At 66.0% G+C, this 21,675-nt stretch carries 10 protein-coding genes; 3 read left to right on the top strand and 7 right to left on the bottom strand.

The features are described 5' to 3' along the window. The first annotated feature begins 180 nt into the window (after positions 1-180). Both G6N27_RS07395 and G6N27_RS07390 read left to right on the top strand, forming a co-directional pair. Complete coding sequence (locus G6N27_RS07395) at positions 181-708, top strand: chorismate--pyruvate lyase family protein (protein ID WP_232064911.1); 528 nt, start codon at positions 181-183, stop codon at positions 706-708. Between the two features lie 172 nt (positions 709-880). Next, positions 881-8,911: a type I polyketide synthase gene (locus G6N27_RS07390; RefSeq protein WP_163775751.1), complete on the top strand. Its 8,031-nt coding sequence runs from the start codon at positions 881-883 to the stop codon at positions 8,909-8,911. 13 nt (positions 8,912-8,924) lie between these two features. On the opposite strand, the gene G6N27_RS07385 is transcribed toward G6N27_RS07390, so the two are convergent. The 3 genes from G6N27_RS07385 to G6N27_RS07375 form a co-directional block, all read right to left on the bottom strand. Beyond that, positions 8,925-11,816 carry an MMPL/RND family transporter gene (locus G6N27_RS07385; RefSeq protein WP_163775750.1) on the bottom strand — a complete coding sequence of 964 codons (2,892 nt, stop codon included), beginning with the start codon at positions 11,814-11,816 and terminating at the stop codon, positions 8,925-8,927. Then, positions 11,813-12,247 carry an MmpS family transport accessory protein gene (locus tag G6N27_RS07380; protein WP_163781482.1) on the bottom strand — a complete coding sequence of 145 codons (435 nt, stop codon included), beginning with the start codon at positions 12,245-12,247 and terminating at the stop codon, positions 11,813-11,815. The genes G6N27_RS07385 and G6N27_RS07380 overlap by 4 nt, the downstream gene beginning before the upstream one ends. A gap of 172 nt (positions 12,248-12,419) precedes the next feature. After that, entirely contained in the window at positions 12,420-13,478 is a 1,059-nt protein-coding gene (locus G6N27_RS07375) for an NAD(P)H-dependent amine dehydrogenase family protein (protein WP_163775749.1), read from the bottom strand. A 516-nt stretch (positions 13,479-13,994) separates the two neighbouring features. Here G6N27_RS07375 and G6N27_RS07370 point away from each other — a divergent pair. Further along, positions 13,995-14,960 (top strand): ParB N-terminal domain-containing protein, encoded by a 966-nt coding sequence (locus G6N27_RS07370; protein ID WP_163775748.1) that lies wholly within the window; start codon positions 13,995-13,997, stop codon positions 14,958-14,960. A gap of 21 nt (positions 14,961-14,981) precedes the next feature. On the opposite strand, the gene G6N27_RS07365 is transcribed toward G6N27_RS07370, so the two are convergent. From G6N27_RS07365 to G6N27_RS07350, 4 genes are read right to left on the bottom strand one after another with little or no spacing between them, the layout of a single operon-like run. Then, positions 14,982-15,638, bottom strand: a complete 657-nt coding sequence (locus G6N27_RS07365; RefSeq protein WP_163775747.1) for a GAP family protein — start codon at positions 15,636-15,638, stop codon at positions 14,982-14,984. Between the two features lie 29 nt (positions 15,639-15,667). Next, complete coding sequence (locus G6N27_RS07360) at positions 15,668-17,410, bottom strand: AMP-binding protein (protein ID WP_163775746.1); 1,743 nt, start codon at positions 17,408-17,410, stop codon at positions 15,668-15,670. Between the two features lie 45 nt (positions 17,411-17,455). Beyond that, positions 17,456-18,598, bottom strand: coding sequence for a PE-PPE domain-containing protein (locus tag G6N27_RS07355; protein WP_163775745.1), 1,143 nt, complete (start codon positions 18,596-18,598; stop codon positions 17,456-17,458). Between the two features lie 43 nt (positions 18,599-18,641). Further along, the gene (locus tag G6N27_RS07350) at positions 18,642-21,617 is read right to left on the bottom strand and encodes an MMPL/RND family transporter (RefSeq protein ID WP_163775744.1); all 2,976 of its coding nucleotides are present in this window, start codon (positions 21,615-21,617) and stop codon (positions 18,642-18,644) included. Positions 21,618-21,675: the final 58 nt, after the last annotated feature.

Genomic DNA, 21,675 nt, shown 5'->3' with positions numbered 1-21,675 from the left:
GCAACCGACAAGGACGTCGGACTCGATTGCCATCACCACCGGCGGTAGCATTCGACGCTCGGCCTTCGATGAGCGTTACCCGAGATGTGAACTGACGCGTTTGGACGCTTACCCATGATCCCGGACATTCACCTGAACGACGGACTCGGATACGCTGGCGCACCAGATCCGGTCGAGTGCATGCTGACCGACGACGAAATTCGAACGCTCAATCGCGACCTCCGAATACTCATCGCCAGCAACGGCACCCTTACTCGAATTCTCGGCATTGTCGCCGACGACGAGATCTTCGTGCAGATTCTCGAGCAACAGGTCCACGAAACGATGCCGGGCACCTCTGGTCCGGAGCAGCCGCCGGACGGCCGGCTTCTTCGGCGACGAATCTTGCTGCGGGGGCGGAGTTCGGGTCACGCATATGTGGCCGCGGAGTCGCTGATCGCCATGGACCTGCTGCCACCTGCGATGACGACCAGCCTGACCAAGACGGACTGCCCGATCGGCGAAATTCTCGCTGCTAGTCGTCTTGAGACGTTCAAGGAGGCAGCGGACGTCTGGGTAGGGCCGTCGCCCGGTTGGCTCGCCGGGTCGGGGTGCGAAACCCCAGGAGCGAAAACTGTGGGCCGTCGCTATCGGCTGATTTCCGGAGGGCGGCCGGTGATGATTATTACTGAATATTTTCTGCGAAATATTTTCCGGGATCCTTCGTAGGATGAACCCGGTGGTAGCCAGGATTCGCGCGACATCGCTACTAGGAATCGGAAATAGATTTGCATCTGCTGAGCGGATCCCAAGAAGTCCTTAGCACCGACAACGGGGTATCGCGCATGGCGCGGGAGACAGAGGAGCGTTTTCGGGGGCGGACTAGGGAGGCGGTCCAGTGATGCGAAGCGAGAACCTCGCAGCGCTGCTGGCTGAACGGGCGTCGGCCGCAGGGTGGTCCGACAAGCCCGCCTACTATGCACCGCACGTGGTGACGCACGGACAGGTCCACGACGCCGCCGCCCGCCTCGCAGAAGTACTGCGGAACCGGGGAATTTCCGCAGCAGACCGCGTGCTGCTGTGCCTGCCGGATTCGCCCGAACTCGTCGAGTTGTTGCTCGCCTGCCTGGCTCGGGGGATTCTGGCGGTCCTGTCGAATCCCGACTTGCATCTGGAGGACCACCAGTTTCAGGAGCGTGACGCCGAGCCGGCGCTCGTTGTCACATCGGGGGCGCTACGCAGCCGCTTTCAGCGATCCCGCGTTGTGGAAGCCGGCGATCTCTTCGCCGAGGCGAGCAGCGTCGAACCGGGAGACTACGAGCCGGTGAGTGGCGACGCGCTTGCGTACGCCACCTACACATCCGGCACCACGGGCCCGCCCAAAGCTGCGCTTCATCGGCACAGCGATGCGTGGACGTTCGTCGACGCGATGTGTGACAAAGCCTTGAAGCTGACGCCCTGCGACACCGGGCTGAGCAGCGCGCGCATGCATTTCGCGTATGGACTGGGCAATTCGGTCTGGTTTCCACTGGCCACCGGCGGGTCGTCGGTCATCACTGCTCTGCCGGTCAGCGCGGACCTGGCGGCCGAGCTCAGCGCGCGATTCGCCCCGTCGGTGCTCTACGGCGTTCCGACCTTTTTCGCCAGAGTCGTGCAGACCTGCTCACCCGATTCGTTCGGTTCGCTGCGCTGCGTGGTGTCGGCGGGCGAGGCGCTCGGTGTCGGGCTCGCCGAGCGACTCCGCGAGTACTTCGGCGGTATCCCCATCCTCGACGGCATCGGCTCGACCGAGGTCGGCCAGACATTCGTGTCCAACCGCGTCGACGAATGGCGGCCGGGCACTCTCGGCAAGGTTCTCGAACCCTACGAGATCCGGGTGGTGGCGCCCGATGGCTCCGCCACCGAGCCGGGAGCTGAGGGCGACCTCTGGGTCCGTGGGCCGTCCGTCGCGGCGGGCTACTGGAACCGGTCGGTCGATCTCCTGGCGGACGGGGGCTGGCTCAACACCCGGGATCGCGTGCGTGTCGACGCCGACGGATGGGTCACCTACTCGTGTCGCGCGGACGATATGGAAGTTGTCGGGGGCCTCAACTTCAATCCCGCCGAGGTCGAGGAGCTCATCGTCGAGGACGACCAGGTGGCCGAAGCCGCGGTGGTCTCGGTCCGGGAGGCTACCGGAGCCTGGGAGCTGCAGGCTTTTCTCGTACCGGCGCAGGGCGAGGCCGTCGATCCGTCAGCGATCCGCGAGATCCACCGTCGACTGCTCACTCGGCTGTCCGCTTTCAAAGTGCCGCACAGGTTTGCCTCAGTGGAACAGCTCCCGCGCACGACGACCGGGAAGTTGCGGCGAACCGTGCTTCGCGCGGCGGACCCGACCACACCGATATGGGACCTGCCGGTCACCGAGCCGCTGCCGGACCCACGGGCGGCGCCGGATGACGCGCCGTCGTCGAACTTCTCCGGTGGCGTGACGCTCAACGAGCGGTTGGCCGTTCTGCAGGACGAACGTCGCCGGCTGGTGGCCGAGGCCGTCCGAACCGAGACCGCGAAAATCCTGGGTCGGCCGGGTCCTGGGTCGGTGGACCCGGATCTCACCTTCGCCGAGCTCGGGTTCGACTCGCAGATGACGGTCGCCCTTCGTAACCGGCTGGCGGCAGCCACCGGTCTGCGGTTGCCGGACACCCTGGGTTGGGATTACGGCTCGGTGAGCGGGCTGGCGCAGTATCTGGATGCCGAGATCTCCGGTGCGCCCACGCAGGTGACGCTGCCGTCGCCGGCGAAAGCCGAGGAGCCGATCGTCGTGGTGGGGATGGGCTGCCGCTTCCCGGGTGGGGTGGATTCCGCACGCGCGCTGTGGGAGGTCGTGCGCAGCGGTCGCGATGTGGTGTCGGATTTCCCGACCGATCGGGGTTGGGACGTCGAGGGATTGTTCGATCCCGATCCAGACGTGGTGGGCAAGACCTACACCCGGCGGGGCGGGTTCATGGCGGACGTGGCCGGATTCGACGCCGGCTTTTTCGGGATCGCTTCGGGCGAGGCCCTGGATATGGATCCCGAGCAGCGATTGTTGCTGGAGTGCTCCTGGGAGGCACTCGAACACGCCGGGATCGACCCGATGTCGTTGCGGGGGTCAGCGACCGGGGTGTTCTCCGGCATCTTCGGGCAAAGCTATGGATGCGCGGCCAAGGACGCACTGGAGGGCTATCGGCTGACCGGCACCGCGTCGAGCGTGGCCTCGGGGCGGGTGTCCTACGTGCTGGGCCTGGAGGGACCGGCCGTGTCGGTGGACACCGCATGTTCGTCGTCGCTGGTGGCCATGCATTGGGCGGTGCAGTCGCTGCGCTCCGGCGAGTGCGACTTGGCGCTGGCCGGTGGGGCGACGGTGATCTCCTCGCCGGCGGTCTTCATCGGGTTCAGCAGGCAGCGGGGATTGGCCGCTGACGGGCGCTGCAAGTCGTTCGCGGGCGCGGCGGATGGGACAGGCTGGGGCGAGGGCGTCGGGGTTGTGGTGCTCGAGCGGCTGTCGGATGCGCGACGGCGCGGTCATTCGGTGTTGGCGGTGGTGCGAGGTAGCGCGGTCAATCAGGACGGCGCCTCCAACGGCCTGACCGCACCGAACGGCCCGTCTCAGCAGCGGGTGGTCCGGGCGGCGCTGGCCAACGCGGGGTTGACCGCCGCCGATGTCGACGTGGTCGAGGCGCACGGAACCGGCACCACACTGGGTGATCCCATCGAGGCGCAAGCGCTGTTGGCCACCTACGGGCGAGAGCGTCCGCCAGGCAAGCCGCTATGGCTGGGCTCGATCAAATCGAACATGGGTCACACACAGGCCGCGGCCGGGGCAGCCGGCGTGATCAAGATGGTGCAGGCGATGCAGCACGGGGTGATGCCGGCGTCGCTGCACGTCGACGTCCCTTCCCCGTACGTGGATTGGTCCAGTGGGGCGGTATCGCTGTTGACCGAGGCCCGCGACTGGCCGGCCGACGAACGTCCACGCCGGGCGGGCGTGTCCTCGTTCGGGATCAGCGGCACCAACGCCCACGTGATCCTGGAGCAGGCTCCCGCCGAGACCATCGAAAGTGCCGGCGACAACGCCAAATCGATTGGGTTGCCGGCGCTGCCGTGGGTGATCTCGGCGCGATCGGCTGAGGCATTGACCGCGCAGGCGGGCCGATTGCTGGCCCGTGTGGAAGCCGCCCCAGAGCTGGACCCGGTCGATGTGGGCTGGTCGTTGTCGCAACGGTCGGTGTTCGAGCACCGAGCAGTCGTGGTGGGCGCCGATCGCGCGGAGTTGACGGCGGGGCTGGCCGGGATCGCTCAGGGCGAGCCCGGTGCGGGCGTGGTGACGGGACGGGCGGCGCCGGTCGTCAAGACGGTGATGGTCTTCCCCGGGCAGGGTTCGCAGTCGCTCGGGATGGGCCGCGAGTTATACGCCCAGTTGCCGGTATTCGCGCAGGCTTTCGATGCGGTGGCCGATGAATTGGATCGGCATCTGCGGCTGCCGCTGCGCCGGGTAGTCTGGGGCGACGATCAGGCTCTGCTCGACAGCACCGAGTTCGCCCAGCCGGCGCTGTTCGCGATCGAGACGGCGTTGTTCACCCTGTTGCGGAGTTGGGGTCTGGCCCCCGACTTCGTCATGGGTCATTCGGTGGGCGAGTTGTCGGCGGCGTACGTGTCAGGGGTGCTGACGCTGGCCGACGCGGCCATGTTGGTCGCTGCGCGGGGACGGTTGATGCAGGGCCTGCGCGCGGGCGGCGCCATGGTCTCGGTCGCCGCCGGCGAACACGTTGTGGCGCCGCTGCTGCGCGAAGGGGTGGCGATCGCGGCGATCAATGCACCCGAATCGGTGGTGATCTCCGGAACGCAGACCGCGGTGACCTCGATCGCGCAGCGGCTGGCCAAGCAGGGCAGGCCGGTCCGGCCGCTGGCGGTCTCGCACGCGTTTCATTCGCCGCTGATGGAGCCGATGCTCAAGGAGTTCGAGCGGATCGCGGCCCGGATCGAGGTGCGGGATCCGCAGATCGGGGTGGTGTCGAATGTGACGGCCGAGCTGGCCGGGTCCGGCTCCGGTTTCGGATCGGCGCAGTACTGGGTGAACCATGTCCGCCGGCCGGTGCGCTTCGCCGACAGTGCGCGCCATCTGCAGACCTGCGGCGCCACCCATTTCATCGAGGTCGGCCCGGGCAGCGGTTTGACCGCCGCCATCGAACAATCACTGTCGCCCACCGAGGCCGTGGTCGTCTCGGTGTTGCCCAAAGGCCGCCCGGAGCCGGCCTCGCTGATGGCTGCCGCCGGGCGAGTGTTCGCCACCGGGTTGCGGGTCGACTGGCCGGCGATTTTCGCCGGCTCGGGCGCACAGCGGGTGGACTTACCCACCTATGCGTTCCAGGGGCGGCGGTTCTGGTCGACCCGGAACTCGTCCGGGCCGGCCGACGCGACCCGACTGGGCGTGGCGGCGACCGGGCACCCGCTGCTGGGCGCGGCGCTCGAACGACCCGATTCCGGCGGGGTCGTGTTGACCGGCCGGTTGTCGCTGGCCGCTCAGCCGTGGCTGGCCGATCACCAGGTCGGCGGGGTGGTGCTGTTTCCCGGTGCCGGTTTCGTGGAGCTGGTGATCCGGGCCGCCGACGAGGTCGGGTGCGCGATCATCGACGAGCTGGTGTTGGCCAGCCCGCTGGTGGTACAGCCGGGCGCCGGCGTGCAGGTTCAGGTCGTGGTGGGGCCCGCCGGTGACTCCGGTAGCCGCGCGGTGTCCGTGTACTCCCGGCTCGATCAGGCCGACGCCGAATGGCTGCAACACGCTGAGGGCACGCTCGGGGCCGTCGCCGCCGAGGCCACCGCGGATTTGTCGGCGTGGCCGCCGGTCGGTGCGGAAAGTGTCGACATTTCGGACGGATACGCGCGGCTGGCCGCGCGCGGCTACGACTACGGCCCGGCGTTCCAAGGCTTGGCGGCGGTATGGCGGCGCGGCGCGGAGCTCTTCGCCGAGGCGGCCATCCCTGCCGACGCTGGTCTTCAGGTCGAGGGGATCGGCATTCACCCGGCCCTGTTGGACGCCGTGTTGCACGCCGCGGGGCTCGCCGTGGACACGAACAAGACGATGCTGCCGTTCTGCTGGCGAGGGGTGTCGCTGCACGCCGGCGGGACTAGCCGGATCAGGGCCCGCTTCACCGCGCTCGGTTCGGATTCGATGTCGGTGGAGATGGTCGACGGCGCCGGGCTGCCGGTGTTGACGGTGCGCTCGTTGGTGACCCGCCCGATGACCGCTGAGCAGCTACAGGCCGCGGTGACGACGGCCGCCGCCCGCAGCGACTGTGAACCGCTGGAAGTCGTGTGGCCGCCGCTCCCGCCCAAGCCCGACCAAGCCGATGGGGCAGAGCCCGCGGCGGTGTCCTGGGAGGAATTCTGCGCCGGCGACAGCCGCGGTGAGCGGGTTGTCGTGTGGCACTACGAATTTGCGGGCGACGACGTGGTGGGCTCCGTCCACACCGCGACCCACGCTGCGGTGCAGGTGCTGCAGCGCTGGCTGACCGGCGATCACGCGGGCACCTTGGTGGTGTTGACCCGCGGTGCGATGGCGTTGCCCGGCGAGGACGTCACCGATCTGGCAGCCGCCGCGGTCTGGGGCCTGGTGCGGACGGCTCAGGCCGAAAATCCGGGCCGGATCGTGCTGATCGACGCGGACGCGGAGGTCGACGCGGCGCAGCTCGCCGGCCTCGGCGAATCCCAACTGCTGGTGCGCGCCGGAGGTGTGCACGCCGCGCGACTGGCCCCGACCCCGCCACTGCTGGCGATACCGGCGGACGAGCCGGCGTGGCGGTTGTCGACCGGTGGCGGCGGGACGCTGGAGGATCTCACGCTGCAGCCCTGCCCGGAAGCGCAAGCGCCGCTGGAGGCAGGGCAGGTGCGGGTCGCGGTTGCGGCCGCCGGGGTCAATTTCCGGGACGTGGTGGCGGCGTTGGGTATGTACCCCGGCGCAGCCCCGGTGCTGGGTGCAGAGGGTGCCGGGGTGGTGGTCGAGACCGGTGCCGGGGTCGCTGGTCTGGCCGTCGGCGACACGGTCATGGGGTTGATCGACGGAACCGGTCCGTTGGCGGTGGTGGACCGGCAACTGCTGGCCAAGGTGCCGCAGGGGTGGTCACTCGCCCAGGCCGCGGGCGTGCCGGTGGCGTTTCTGACGGCGCTGTACGCGCTGGCGGATCTGGCGGAGGTCAAGGCGGGGGAGTCGGTGCTGATACACGCCGGCACCGGCGGCGTCGGCATGGCGGCAGTGCAGCTCGCTCGCTACTGGGGGGTCGAAATCTTCGTCACCGCCAGCCGTGGTAAATGGGACACGTTGCGCGCCATGGGATTCGACGACGACCATATCGGTGACTCGCGGACGCTGGATTTCGAAGCGAAGTTCCTGGCGGTCACCGGGGGCCGCGGCGTCGATGTCGTGCTCGACTCGCTGGCCGGTGACTTCGTGGACGCCTCGCTGCGGTTGCTGGTCCGCGGCGGGCGCTTCATCGAGATGGGCAAGACCGACATCCGCGACGCGCAGGCGATCGCGGCCGAGTATCCCGGTGTCGCGTACCGGGCATTCGACCTGTCCGAGGCCGGCCCGGCGCGCATGCACGAGATGCTGGACGAGCTGACGGAGCTGTTCGACAGCCGGGTGCTGCAGCCGCTTCCGGTGAGCACCCGCGATGTCCGTTGCGTCGTAGAGGCCTACCGATTCATCAGCCAGGCTCGCCACATCGGCAAGGTCGTCTTGACCATGCCCACGACGCTGGGTCACGAGCTTGCCGGTGGCACGGTCCTGATCACCGGCGGCACCGGAATGGCCGGGGGCGAGCTGGCCCGGCATCTGGTCAAAGCCTACGGAGTGCGTCATGTGGTGGTGGCCAGCCGGCGGGGCGGGCGCGCCGACTCGACCGCCGAGCTGACCCTCGATCTGGCGCGGGCCGGCGCTCAGGTGCAGGTGCTGGCCTGCGATGTCGCCGATCGACACGCGCTCACCGAGTTGCTGGCGCAGTTGGGGCGGCGATGGCCACCGTTGCGTGGCGTGATCCACGCCGCCGGCGTGATCGACGACGCGGTGATCACCTCGTTGACACCGGACCGGGTGGATACGGTGTTGCGGGCCAAGGTGGACGCCGCGTGGAACCTGCATGAGCTGACCCGCGATCTGGGGTTGTCGATGTTCGTGCTGTGCTCCTCGATCGCGGGCACCGTCGGCTCGGCCGGTCAGGGCAACTACTCCGCGGCCAACGCGTTTCTGGACGCGCTGGCCGCTCATCGGCGGGCAACGCGGTTGCCCGGGGTCTCGCTGGCGTGGGGACTTTGGGAGCAGTCCAGCGCTCTGACCGCTCATTTGAGTGGCCGCGACCTGGCCCGGCTCAACCGTGACGGCATGGCGGCGATGAGCCCGGCGCAGGCGCTGGAGTTGTTCGACGCCGCGTTGGCGGTCGATCACCCCGTCGTGGTCACCGCCCGACTGGACCGCGCCGCGCTGGACGCCCGGGCCCGCCAGGGCGACCTGCCGGCATTGTTCAGCAGCCTGGCCCGCCGCCCGCGGCGCCGGTCGGCCGAAGACGTCGCCGGCGCTGCCATCCAGTCGAAGTCGGTGCTGGAACAGCGTCTACATGCGCTGGACGCCGAGGATCGGCACGGCCTGCTGGTGGAGATGGTGTGTTTGCACGCCGCGGCGGTGATGGGCCACGCCGCCCCCGACGAAATCGACCCCGGCACCGCGTTCCAAGAACTGGGATTCGACTCGCTGACCGCCGTCGAGCTGCGCAACCGCGTCAAGACCGCCACGGGGCTGACCTTGTCACCCACCCTGATCTTCGACCACCCCACCCCGACCGCGGTCGCCGTCTACGTGGGACGGCAGATCGCGGAGAGCCTCGATCTCTCGTCCGAGCAGGACGAGGCCGCGGCGTCGTGAACGCGGCTGAGAGCTAACGCACCGGCACCGGCAGCGGGGCGGTGTTCTCGTCCTGGGCAACCGGCTTGCGGACGGCGTGGTCGCCGCGAGGATGCACGACCTGCGGCCACCAGAACCACCGGCCGAGCATCGTGGCCAGCGACGGCATGAACAGCGTTCGCACCACCAGGGTGTCGAGCAGCAGACCGATGCAGACCGTCGAGCCGAACTGGCCCAACACCGTCAGGTCGCTACCCAGCATGGCGGCCATGGTGAACGCGAACACCAGACCGGCCGACGTCACCACCGCGCCGGTGCCGGCCATCGACCGGATGTATCCGGTCTTGAGTCCGGCGTGGATCTCTTCCTTGAAGCGTGAGACCAGCAGCAGGTTGTAGTCGGATCCGACGGCCAACAGGATGATCACCGACAGCGCCATCACGATCCAGTGGATGTGCATGCCGAACAGGTCCTGCCAGATCAGCACCGACAGCCCGAACGACGCGGCGATCGAAGAGCTCGCGGTCCCGACGATCACCAACGCGGCCACCACGCTGCGGGTCAGCAGCAGCATGATCATGAAGATCAGCGTCAGCGCCGACACCACGGCGATCATCAGGTCGTACTTCTCGCCGTCGGCCATGTCCCGGAAGGTCGCCGCGGTCCCGCCGAGATACACCTTGGCGTCGGACAGCGAGGACTGCTTGAGCGCTTCCTGGGCCGCGGTGCGCTCCGCGCCCACCCGGTCGATGCCCTCCGGCGTCATCGGGTCGCCCTGGTGAGTGATGAAGAACCGCACCGACTTTCCGTCGGGGGAGAAGAACATCTTCACGCCGCGGATGAACTCCGGGTTCGAGAACGCCTCGGGCGGCAGGTAGAAGAAGTCGTCGTTCTGCGACTTGTCGAAGCTCTGTCCCATCACGATGGCGGTGTTACTCATCGCCTCCATCTGGTCGATCATCGCCTTGAACGTCTGGTACATGGTCAGCGTCAGGCCATGTGTCGTCTTCAGCGTCTCGAGCATGATCGGGATCAGCTGCTCCAGCTCGTGTGAAGCCTGCGCGGTACGGGTGATATCGCCGGAGAGGTCGTGGAACTTCTCCGCGAGTTGGTCGAAACCGTCGATGGAGTCGAACAACGACCGGAACGAGATACAGACCGGAATGTCGTAGCAGTGCTTCTCCCAGTAGAAATAGCTGCGGATCGGCCGGTAGAAGTCCTCGAAGTCGGCGATGTGGTCGCGCAGCGTGTCGGTGATCTCCGACGTCTCCTGCGTGGTCTTCGCGCTGTCCATCGCGGCGCTCGCCAGATCGTGGGTGACCTTCGCCTGCCGCGTCGTCACGTCGATCATGATCTGCATCTCGTCGGCCATCTTCAGAATGTCTTTCATTCTGTCTTTGAGGAAGTCCATGTTCTGCATGGTCGTCTGGCTCTGGATGCTGTTCTGGAACGGAATCGAGCTGTGCTGGATGGGAATTCCCAGCGGTCGGGTGATGTCTTGGATCATCGCGATGCCGACGGTGCGGATCTCGTTCTTGGCGACCTTGTCCAGCACCAGCATGTCGGAGGTGTTGCGCATGTCATGGTCGGACTCGATCATCAGCAGGTCCGGGTTCATCCGGGCTTCGGAGAAGTGCCGATCGGCCGCGGCGTAACCGAGGTTGGACGGCGCCGACTCGGGTAGGTAGTGGCGGTCGTTGTAGCTGGTCTTGAATCCCGGCAATGCGACCATGCCGACCAGGACAGCTGCCAGGCTCACCGCGAAAACCGGTGCGGGCCAGCGCACTACCGCGGTGCCGACGCGCCGCCAGAGTTTGCCGCGGGCCTGGCTCTTCCTTTCGAAGAGGCCGAACCGGCTGCCGATGAACACCACCGCCGGGCCCAGCGTCAGTCCGGCCGCGACGACAACCAGCATGCCGATGGCCACCGGGGCGCCCATCGTGGAGAACCACGGCAACCGGCAGAAGCTCAGGCAGTACGTCGCGCCGGCGATCGTCAGGCCGGAACCCAGCACGACGGGCGCGACACCCTTGAATGTCGTGTAATACGCGGATTCCCGGTCTTCGCCTTCGCGGCGCGCCTCCTGGTAGCGGCCGACGAGGAAGATCCCGTAGTCCGTCCCGGCGGCGATCGCCAGCATCGTCAGGATGTTGGCCGCGAACGTGGTCAGACCGAACGCGTTGTTGTAGGCCAGCACCGCCACGACGCCGCGGGCACACGCCAGCGCGACGAACGTCATGAACAGCTGGATCAGCGTGGTGACGATCGAGCGGTAGACCAGTAGCAGCATGATCGCGATCGCGCCCAGGGTGAAAAGTGTGATCTTGGCCAGGCTGTCGTTGCCGATGACGTGCATGTCATCGGAGAGCGCCGCGGGACCGGTGACATACGCCTTCACCCCGGGTGGTGCGGGTTCCTCGTCGACAACCTTGCGGACCGCCTCCACCGAGTTGTTGGCCTGGGTGGTGCCCTGGTTGCCGGCGATGTTGACCTGCACGTAGGAGCCCTTGGCGTCGGCGCTCTGGGCGCCGGCCGCAGTGAACCTGTCGCCCCAGAAATCCTGGATGTGCTGGACGTGCTTGGTGTCCTGGCGCAGTTTGCGGACGATGTCGTCGTAGTAGCGGTGGGCCGACTCACCAAGTGGCTGTTGGCCTTCGACGACGACCATCACCGTGCTGTTGGAGTCGAACTCGTGGAAGTTGTGCCCCATCCGCATCATCGCCTTCATCGACGGTGCGTCCAGGGGAGCCATCGGTGCCGAGTGGGCTTCGCCGACGACTTCGAGTTTGGGGACCGCGACGTTGACGATGACGGTCACGATCACCCAGCCCAGGATGATCGGGATGGCGAAGAGGCGGATGGCGTGCGGGAGATAGGGGCGGTGCGGTTTCTTGGTTTCGGTAGTCGCGGCTTCGTGGTTGCTCATGCGGACTTCACCAGGCAGTAGGTCTGGGCGTTGTGGCCGTCGGAACTCTGGTGCTCGCGCAACTCCCCGTCGACGGTGATGCGACAACCGATGTGGCCGCCGTCGGTCTGCGCCATGATGTTCGCGCTCACCGTGGGCAGCGTGGTGGACAGCGTGAACGACCACGGCAGCGGCACATTGTTGAGCTGATGGGTGTTGGCGTCGGCGTCCCAGTAGTTGATGTTGGCGGTGCTGCCGGGGGCGCCGAAGATCTCGTACTTCACGACCTTGGGGTTGAACTGCACGATCTTGATCCCGGCTCCTGCGTTGGCGTTGAGGTCTTGGGAGCCGAACACCTTGTGCAGGCGTGTCACGGCGAGACCGGAGACGGACAGCACGACGATGAGCAATAACGGAATCCACCAGCGCTTGAGCAGGCCGCCTATCGACATTGCTCTCACTCGGTCTCCTCCTGCTTCCCCGCCCGGGCAGCGTTGCCGAAAGAGCTCACCTCTGCAGGTCATCGAGGTCGACGCACCGAGGCCCTTCGCTCGGCTAACTATGCTAGACGATAGGGCACGCTCGCGTTCTGTGCGGCCCCTTGACGCGACGAGGCCCGCACCGCTACCCCGCGGCGCGGCCGGTGATCGGCGGTAAGTCGGCAAGCGTGACGATTCCCGGCCTGGCCGCGACGACCGCGGGTACCGCATTGGTCACCGGCATCGCCGTGTAGATCATGCCGAGACCCATGAATCCGGGTTCGGTCCAATCCTTGGGCGGCAGGCAGTGCACGACCGTACGCATGTTGGGCAGGCCGAACACCTGGATCACGTGCCCGTGCTCGAGCGGTTTGGGCGGGACGACGTGATTGCCCATGGTCCAGTTGAACCCGACGCTGACGATGTTGTGATCGCCGACCCAGCCGCGGTGGTAGCCGTAGACGCTGCCGACGGTGCCGGCCGGAATCTTCATGAAGCCCAGGTCGGTGTCGCCGGTGGCGGCCGTGAAGGTCACGTCGAAGGTCATCTTGTCCAGCTTCGCCCCGATCGCGTCGGCCATCATCGCCGCCGACTCGGCGAACACCTCGCTTTCCCGGCGCACATTCTCGGCCAGGCCCGGAGTGTCCGGGTCCTGCGAAAAGCCCATCGCGGTCTGGGTTTCCGCCGACTCGTAGGTCGAGCAGTCCACCGATTCGGTGATTCGGATCTCGTCGACGCGTTCGCAGGATCCGCTCAGCGCCATCCCGACCAGGTTCGTCATCCCGGGGTGCGCGCCGCTGCCCAAGATGGTCGACCGGCCCCGCTCGCACGCGTCCTCGATGCGCTGCCGGTCTTGCGGTGTCTGCTTGCCGCCGGTGATCCAGGCCGCGCTGGTACACACATTGACTCCCGAGTCCAGCAGGCGGACCAACTCGTCGATGCTGGGCCACAGCGGGTTGTAGCAGCACGCGTCGGGGTGAAGCGCCAGCAGCGCGTCGATGTCGTTGGTGGCGTGGATCCCAGTCGGCTCCAGCCAGCCGGACAGCTGGGCGGCGTCGACCCCGACCTTGTCTTGCCCGTGGGCGTAGACGCCGACCAATTCCATATCGGGTCTGCCGATAATGGCGTGCAGCGATCGCCGTCCGATGTTCCCGGTTGTCCACTGGATCACGCGTAACGGACGGTCTGCTCTGCTCGTGGTCATCGGGGCTCCTTTGCCGATTCGATAGACCTCATTATCTTCACTGGCTTGGGCACACCGTTACCCGACGCCTACTCGTTGCGAGGCATGCGTGGGACAAATACTTGGTCCGGAATCATCGGTTTGTCCCCTTCGGCATTTGCATCCTAAACGTCTTGTGTCACAAGGATTGCAGACCTGCTGAGCACCCGATCAACCGACAAGTTGGTCGGTCACGCAACGGATTTCCGGTTGACAAACCGCCAGTAGGCATCTTACTGTGGAGTAACCTACGCGAGCGTAAGATACGCAGGGATGTGGTCATCGACGTGATTCCATTGTTGTGGTCGCGTGATTTCCAGTTGTCGTTCCCGAGCCGTCATTGCATACAAGCGGTCGTGTGAAACAACAACAGGAAGACAGCTCAGGCTTATCAGACCGATGTCTCTATTAAGTGAGAGTGACGCGAACTTTCCCCGAAGTCATCGGGCGCCCTTGACGCATGTTTCCGGCGATTCAGACTCCTCGCCGGACTGCACGGTGCGGGACTGGGTCCGACGCGGCGACGAGTCGCCGGTCGAGAAGGTTCCACTGGGGTCGATTCGCGACTCGCACAGCCCGAGAAAGGCCAAGCTCAACGAATACCACGCCGGTGTGCTGGCGCAGTCGCCGTTGCCCCTGCCTCCGATCGTGATTCATCGATCTTCAATGCGGGTGATCGACGGAGTGCATCGACTCCGCGCGACCGGATTACGCGGCGAAGACACCATCGCTGCTACATTCTTCGACGGCAGCGACGCGGAGGCCTTCGCGCTTGCGGTGCATCTCAACGTCACTCATGGTTTGCCGCTTACTCTTTCGGAGCGCAAAGCGGCTGCCCAGAAAATCGTCGAACAGCACCCGCATTGGTCGGATCGGTCGATCGGACTGATCGCGGGGGTGTCGAACAAAACAGTCGGAAAACTGCGGGGGTGTGCAACTGGGGAAGTTGCCCAGTTGGGCCCCCGGCTCGGGCGAGACGGCAGGGCCCGGCCGGTGAATCCGTTGGCCGGGCGGCGGCGCGCGGCCGAATTTCTGTCCAGCAATCCCCGCGCGTCGCTGCGCGAGATCGCCCGGTCGGCGGGCGTTTCGGTGACAACCGCGCGCGATGTGCGCCGGCGTATCGACGATGGTGAAAGTCCGCTGCCCGACGCTCTCGTCAAATCGTCGCGTCGACGCGAGAACCCGCCGGTCGGCTTCGGCGAGATCACCGCGGCCGAGACGACGATGCCCCCGGTGGTCCGGGGCCCCGATCTGCTGCAGCGACTGAGAAACGATCCGTCGGTCCGCTCGTCCGAGCGGGGCCGCACGCTACTACGGCTGCTGTCCACCGTCGTGGTCGCCATCAGCGCCTGCAACGAATTCGCTGAGGCTGTTCCGAATCACTGCTCGGGCACCATCGCCGAAATCGCGCGCAAGAACGCCCGAGCCTGGCAGGACATCGCCGACAAATTCGACACCGCGTGAGTCCCACGGGCGCTTGCGCTTTCAGCGCAGCAGCCCGACCGCGCCAATGGTGAGGAATGCAACGCCGATCGCGGCCAGCAGGATGGCTACTTCGTGTCGGCGTCGCGATCGAATCCAGTTGTGCAGTGCCGTCATCGACGCCGCAGTCTGCTTGGGAGCCAGCAAGTAAGCCAGTAGCGGGATTTCGACGAGCGCGAAGGCCACGACGTTGAACATCAACAGCGCCGCAACTTGGGTAGGGGCGGTTGCGCCGGAGGCCAGGATGACGGCCAATGCGGCGAGGTAGTCAACCGACGGTAAAGCGATGCTGAGACCGGCTATTCCCGCGACCGACAACGAATCTCCGCGCATCAGGCGTTGAGCCGGTGTGGTGAATCTGGCCGACCGGACGCCGAGTCGACGCGGCACGTTTGCGGCCACGATCACCGCGACCGCCAGGAACAACAGCCCGATCAGAACCTGCACCCGCGGCAACGTGAAGTACGTGGACCCGAGCAGGATGCGCCGAAAGATAAACAGCACAACGAGACCCACGGTCGTTCCCATCGCGAAGCCACCCAGCAGGAACGCCAGCAACTGCATCGCGGGTTTCGGCCTGCTCAGCATCAGCACGGTCATACCGACACGAAACGGCTCGAAACTTACGGCAAGCGCCATCAGCAGGACCGTGAGGATCATCGGGAAGTGTGCGGCGGGCGCCTGCCCGCTCAGGCGTCCAATCTGGCGAACTGGTCCTGGCGGTACAAATCGACGCACGCGGCGCGGCGGACCTTGCCGCTTGTCGTGGTGGGGATCGATCCGGGTGCCACCAGGACGAGGTCCCCGACGTTCAGCCCGTGTGAATTCGAGATCGCCGATGTGACATCGCTTTTGAGCTCGCTGAGCCGGTACTTCGCATCCTCGTCGTCGGAGTCGCCGCGCTTCTTGATCTCGACGACGGTGACCAGCTGCTCGGTACTGTTCAGCGGAACAGATATCGCCGCGACCCGCCCGCGCGTGATCTCCTGGACGGTGGCCTCGATGTCCTCGGGGTAGTGGTTACGACCGCGGATGATCACCAGGTCCTTGATGCGGCCGACGATGAACAATTCGTTCCCGGAGATGAAACCCAGGTCGCCGGTTCTCAACCACGGGCCGTCTGGCGTGCCCGCCGAGGGGTCGAGCAGCGTTGCCTTGAAGCAACGCTGCTCTTCCGCGGGCCTGCGCCAGTAGCCGTCGGCGACATTGCCGCCATGCACCCAGATCTCGCCGACCACGTCAGACGGGCATTCGCGGTGGGTGTCCTCGTCGACGATGCGCACCAAAGGTGACTGCGGCACTTTGTACTGAACCAGCGCCGTTCCGGCGCCAGGCGCAGTCCGCTTGACGCGGCCAGCGGCCAGCTCGTCGACGTCGAAGTGGATCGCCGGCGTGGCTTCACGCCAGACTCCGGTGGCCACGAAGACGGTCGCCTCAGCCAGGCCGTACGAGGGACGCAGCATCGAGTCCCGGAAGTTGAAGTGCGCGAACCGATCCGCGAATCGTTCCATTGTCGCCGGCTCCACACGCTCGGCCCCGTTGATGATGCCCAACACGCCGCCGAGGTCGAGGCCGGCAAGGTCACTGTCGGTTGTCTTGCGGGCTGCCAGGTCGAAGGCGAAGTTCGGCGCCGCCGACCACGCCTGAGAGTGCTGGGCCAGCGATCGCACCCACCGGGCAGGTCTTTCCAGAAACGCCACCGGACTACTCAGCTCGACCCGCTGGCCGCTCAAGATCGGTGCGCAGATTCCCAGCACCAATCCCATGTCGTGGTACAGGGGTAACCACGACACGATCGTGGTATCGGTTGCGAATTTCACGTTGGAGTCCGCGAAGAAGCTGCGCATCAGCTGCTCGAAATTCACCTGAACATTGCGGTGCGAGATCATCACCCCGGTGGGCAATCGGGTCGAACCCGAGCTGTACTGCAGGTACGAAACCGAAGGCGAATCTGAGCTTTTGACGTTTGCCCCGCCGTCGACATCGAGATCCAACGTGTCGATCTCCACCAGTTTCGGCGCGGTGTCCATCCGTGATTGATCAACATAATCGCCGACGTCATCGGAGACAGCGGACGTCGTGAGAACGACGGAGGGCGTCGTGTCGGCAACGACCGAACTCACCCGCTCGTGATGCGAGCCGCGGTGCGGCAAGGGGAGCGGAACCGCGATGAGCCCGGCCTGCATGGCGCCCAGGAACGCAACGACGTACCCGAGACCTTGCGGAGCAAGGATCACCGCGGTGTCACCGGCTGAACCGTGCTGGCTGAGTTCGCGTGCCACGTTGAGCGTTCGACGGTACAGCTGTGACCACGTGAGGCTCTCCCGAACGCCCGCCCAATCCTTCTCGTAGTCGGTGTACGTGAATGCCACATCGCCGGGCCGCATGCTGGCACGCCCGTGCAACAGGCTGAGAATGGATGGTTGAGACATAGGCGTTAGATTACGTCCGTACTGATAGGCGTGGGCTTGGGGGAATCAGGCGCCGGCTTGGCTTGCTCCATGTGATAGCACGGACGTGGCTCCCGCGATGATCTGAGAGAACGGGTCCGCGCCACCGCCGAATGTCGCCTGGTTGGCCGGCGCAGTGACTTCGGCAGGGTCGAAACCGTTCACCGGGTCCACCTGAACCGGAGCGGTCGCCGGGTCATCGTTGCGGGAATAGCCCGCGTTGACCCGGGGGATCAGGATCGCGTCGAGTTTGTTGAGCGTGTCCTCGGGGATCCCGATGTACTTCAGCGGCATGACCAGCGGCAGGTGCTTTTGCGGGACCATGATCGTGACGTCTTTCGCGCCCCTGGAGTTGATCGTGGTCCTGATGTTCTGCGGCGGCACCATGCTCGCATTCGTGAACGCCACCGCGGTGTGCCCGGTGGCCAGGCCCATCAGCGTGTTGGCGAAGGCGAACAAGTTGTCCGGACGGTCGGGGAAGTCCGCGATCGAGTCGTAGGCGGCCACGAACCTGTCGGTCTCGTACTGGCTCTCGTACGGCGGCGGCATGACATAGTCCAGCGCGGGCACGGTGCTGCCGACCGGGAACACCGCGGTCAGGAAGCTCTGACCGAAGGCGTGATGCCCGATCGGGTCGCCGAAGGTGGCGAAGTTCAGTTTGTCCGGCGGGGGAGCGTCCGGGGCGGTCGCCAGCCGAGCCTGCTCGCCGTCGACGACGAACCCGCCCTCAGACAGGCCGATCGCCGTGCCGGGACGACCGGTGGTGCGGATTGCCTGGTCCAGGTTGTCGACGCCCACGTCGACCGACCAGCCGACGCTGGGACCGTCCAGGCCGACTCCGGGGAACTGCTGGTCGAACTTGTCGATCTCGCCCTTGAGGCCCGGGAAGAGGTTGGCGAGCACATGTCCCTGCACCTGTCCGGCGGGGTACCGAACGATCTGGCGTTGCTGGCCGGGGAACCAGTCCGCGCCCTCCATCTTGATGTACTGGTCATAGGGAACACCGAGCACGTGCGCGCCACCCAGGGCGTAGGCGGTCTGGTCGCCCGGCGCGCCCGGAGTCGGCGGCCCGGTGATGGGCCCGTTGTCGGCCGTCGCGGTACCGGCGCCGAAACACCCTGTGGCGCTGATGGTTACCAGCGCACTGACTCCTGCGAGTAGTTTCTTCATCGCTACTCCTGACCACTCATTTTGACTCGTAGTTTCACACAGTTCATTCGGGCGCGCGAACCCTTGCCGCCCGTGAGGGCCACCAGTTCGCCCGCCCGATCAGCGCCGCGAACGCGGGCACCGTGATGGTGCGAACCAGGAAGGTGTCGAGCAGGATTCCGACGCCGATGACGACCCCACCCTGCACGACGGTGCCGATGCTGGAGAACAGCAAACCGGCCATCGAGGCCGCGAAGATGACGCCCGCCGCGGTGATCACGCCACCCGTCGAGCTCAGCGTGCGAACGATCCCGTAGCGAATGCTGCGCGGAGACTCGTCGCGCATTCGCGACACCAGCAGCATGTTGTAGTCGGCTCCCACCGCGACCAGCACCACGAACGCCAGCGGCGGCACGCTCCAATGCAGATGCTGGCCGAGGATGAACTGGAAGAACACCACGCCGATGCCGACCGCCGACAAATACGAGATCACCACCGAGGCAACCAGGTACAGCGGGGCGACAATCGCGCGCAGCAGCACCATCAGGGTCAGCAGGACCACCAGCAGCGTGATCGCGATGATGAACCGGATGTCGTGGTTGTAGTAGTCGCGGGTGTCTTTGAGGCCCACGGTGAATCCCGCCATCGAGATCTTGGCGTCCGACAAGGTGGTATTCGGCTGGGCCCCTTTGGCCGTCGCCATGATCGTGTTGACCTGATCCATCGCGTCGGTGCTGAACGGGTTGAGCCTGGTCTGGACGAGGTAGCGCACCGAGTGGCCGTCCGGCGACATGAAGATGCTCGCGGCCTTCTTGAATTCGTCCAGGTGCAGCAACTGTGCCGGGATGTTGAACCCGGCCATCGTCGGCTGGGACGCGTCGTGCTTCAGCGACAACAGGAACGTTGCCGATTCGCTCAGTCCGGCTCCCAGCTGCTTGACCTGATCGACGAGTTGATTGACCGCGTCGGCCACCTGCCGGCTGCCACCGGCGAACTGGTCTGCGCCGCTCTGCAGGTTGTTCAGGTTCGACTGCAGCCCACCGGCCTGGTCCATGCCGAGGGAACGCATGACGTCGCTCAGCTTGGTGACCGCCGCACGTAGGCGGTCCGACGACGCTTTCAGCTTGTTCTTGTCTGGATACTCCTGCATCTGGTGCGCCAGATCGTTGATCGCGTCCAGATCCTCTTGATCGCGCCCACCCACAAGCTGCTCGAACGCGTCACGGGTGTTGGTGCAGGATTCGTCGGCGTCGCACACGGGGTTAGCGCGCAGGGACATCAGCACCGGGCCCAGCCAGGAGAACAGGTTCTTGCCGGCGGTGAAGTTCCAGCCCATGTCGTTGGTGATCTTGTCGATGTGGTCGACCAGTTGCGCGCCAAGGTCGACTTCTTTGACCAGCGTCTCGCCGCTGTACTGGTCCTTTGTCGAGGTGAACGTGCTCTCCAGTTCCTGCACGCTGGCGGCGAGCTGGCTGACCTGACCGCGCACGCTGTCGAGATTCTCGGCCAGCGTGTCGCTGCCCTGGGACAGCCGATTGAGGTCGCTGGTGTGGTCGCTGATCAGCTCCGAGCCGCCCTGCAGGAACGATCCGATGGCGCCCGCCTGGTAGGTGGCCCGGAATTGCTCCGGCACGTTTCCGGTCGGCCGGGTGATGCCGCTGATCGCCGCGACGTTCGGCAGCTGGCTGACGCGGTCGGCCATCTGCTCCAGGTCGGCCAGCGCCTGCGGGTTGCGCAGGTCGTGTGGCGACTGGATGAGGATGTACTCCGGGATGGACTGGTTCACCGGGAAATGGCGATCGAGTTCGGTGTAGCCGACCGAACTGGGAGTGGACGCTGAAAGGGCCTTGCGATCGTCGTAGTTGTAGCGCACGAAGGCCGAGCAGCTGGCCAGGATGGCCAGCACGATCAGGCTGGCAACCAGGTGGGTCCTGGGACGACGCACGATGCGGACGCCCGAACGCCGCCAGAATCGGGCGGTCAATTCGCGCCGTGGCTTGACCCAGCCGCGAGGGCCCGCGAGCGCCAGGATTGCCGGTAGCAGCGTCACCGCGGCCAGGAAAGCGACGCCGATCCCGATCGCCGACGCGATGCCGACGGTCTGGAACACGCCCATGCGGGCGAAGCTGATCAGCAGGAAGGTGATGCCGACCGTAGTGGCGGAGGCGGCGACGACCTTTCCGATCGAGATCAGTGCTCTCTTAAGGGCCTGGTCGGACGTTTCGCCGGATCGCAGATAGTCGTGATAGCGGCTGATCAGGAAGACCGCATAGTCTGTGCCGGCGCCGGCCATGATCGCACTCAAGAAGACGTTCGACTGGTTCGAGACGCCGGTGCCGGTGATTTGCGAGAAGGCGGCCACCAGCGACTGCGCGATCACCAGGGACAGGCCGATCGTCATCAGCGGCAGCAGCATGGTGATCACGCTGCGATACACCACCAGTAAGACGATGAGCACCAGCACGCCGATCGCCAGCTCGATCGGAAGGCGATCGTTCTCGCCAGCGACGGTCAGGTCGGCGACCGTTGCCGCCGGCCCGGTGATGTTCGCCCGCAGCGACGTGCCGGCCACGGTATGGGTGATGACGTCACTGATCTGGTTGAACGCTTCGTAGGATCGCGGCGTCCCCAATTCACCTGCCACGCCGACGGGCAGCACCCAGGCTTTGTCGTCTTTGCTGGTCACGACGGAGCGCAGTGGCGGCGTGGCGATGAAGTCCTGCAGCATCACCACGTTCTTGGTGTCTTTGCGCAGCGCGTCGACCAATTTGCCGTACACGGCCTCGTCGTCGTGACCGAGACCCTTGTCGTCGGTCAGAACCACCAGCAGCAGGTCCTCTGAACCTGATTCGTGGAAAGCCTCGGTCATCTTGCGCGCGGTGACGTTCGACGGCGCGTCGCTGGGCAGGATCGCCAGCGGATGCTTCTGTGCCATCTCGCTCAGCGACGGGAAAGTCAGTGGTAGAGCGGCCGCGACCGCAAGCCACAGCCCAATCACAACCCAAGGCCACCGCACCACGAAAGCGGCTAGCCGTCGCATATCGTCCTCGTCCCCCGGTCGGCGCCGCTGTGTGCGGTCGCCGGCGACGGTCGCCGGC

The sequence above is a fragment of the Mycobacterium cookii genome (genome assembly GCF_010727945.1).
In the GTDB taxonomy this organism is placed as follows: domain Bacteria; phylum Actinomycetota; class Actinomycetes; order Mycobacteriales; family Mycobacteriaceae; genus Mycobacterium; species Mycobacterium cookii.
Note: the sequence above shows the minus strand (reverse complement) of the source record. Positions and strands in the feature narration are given on the sequence as shown.

Bases quoted from the DNA above. Each gene is read 5' to 3' on its own strand.
- G6N27_RS07395 (WP_232064911.1), top strand. From the start codon at position 181: ATGCTGACCGACGACGAAATTCGAACGCTCAATCGCGACCTCCGAATA.
- G6N27_RS07390 (WP_163775751.1), top strand. From the start codon at position 881: ATGCGAAGCGAGAACCTCGCAGCGCTGCTGGCTGAACGGGCGTCGGCC.
- G6N27_RS07385 (WP_163775750.1), bottom strand. From the start codon at position 11,816: ATGAGCAACCACGAAGCCGCGACTACCGAAACCAAGAAACCGCACCGC.
- G6N27_RS07380 (WP_163781482.1), bottom strand. From the start codon at position 12,247: ATGTCGATAGGCGGCCTGCTCAAGCGCTGGTGGATTCCGTTATTGCTC.
- G6N27_RS07375 (WP_163775749.1), bottom strand. From the start codon at position 13,478: ATGACCACGAGCAGAGCAGACCGTCCGTTACGCGTGATCCAGTGGACA.
- G6N27_RS07365 (WP_163775747.1), bottom strand. From the start codon at position 15,638: ATGATCCTCACGGTCCTGCTGATGGCGCTTGCCGTAAGTTTCGAGCCG.
- G6N27_RS07360 (WP_163775746.1), bottom strand. From the start codon at position 17,410: ATGTCTCAACCATCCATTCTCAGCCTGTTGCACGGGCGTGCCAGCATG.
- G6N27_RS07355 (WP_163775745.1), bottom strand. From the start codon at position 18,598: ATGAAGAAACTACTCGCAGGAGTCAGTGCGCTGGTAACCATCAGCGCC.
- G6N27_RS07350 (WP_163775744.1), bottom strand. From the start codon at position 21,617: ATGCGACGGCTAGCCGCTTTCGTGGTGCGGTGGCCTTGGGTTGTGATT.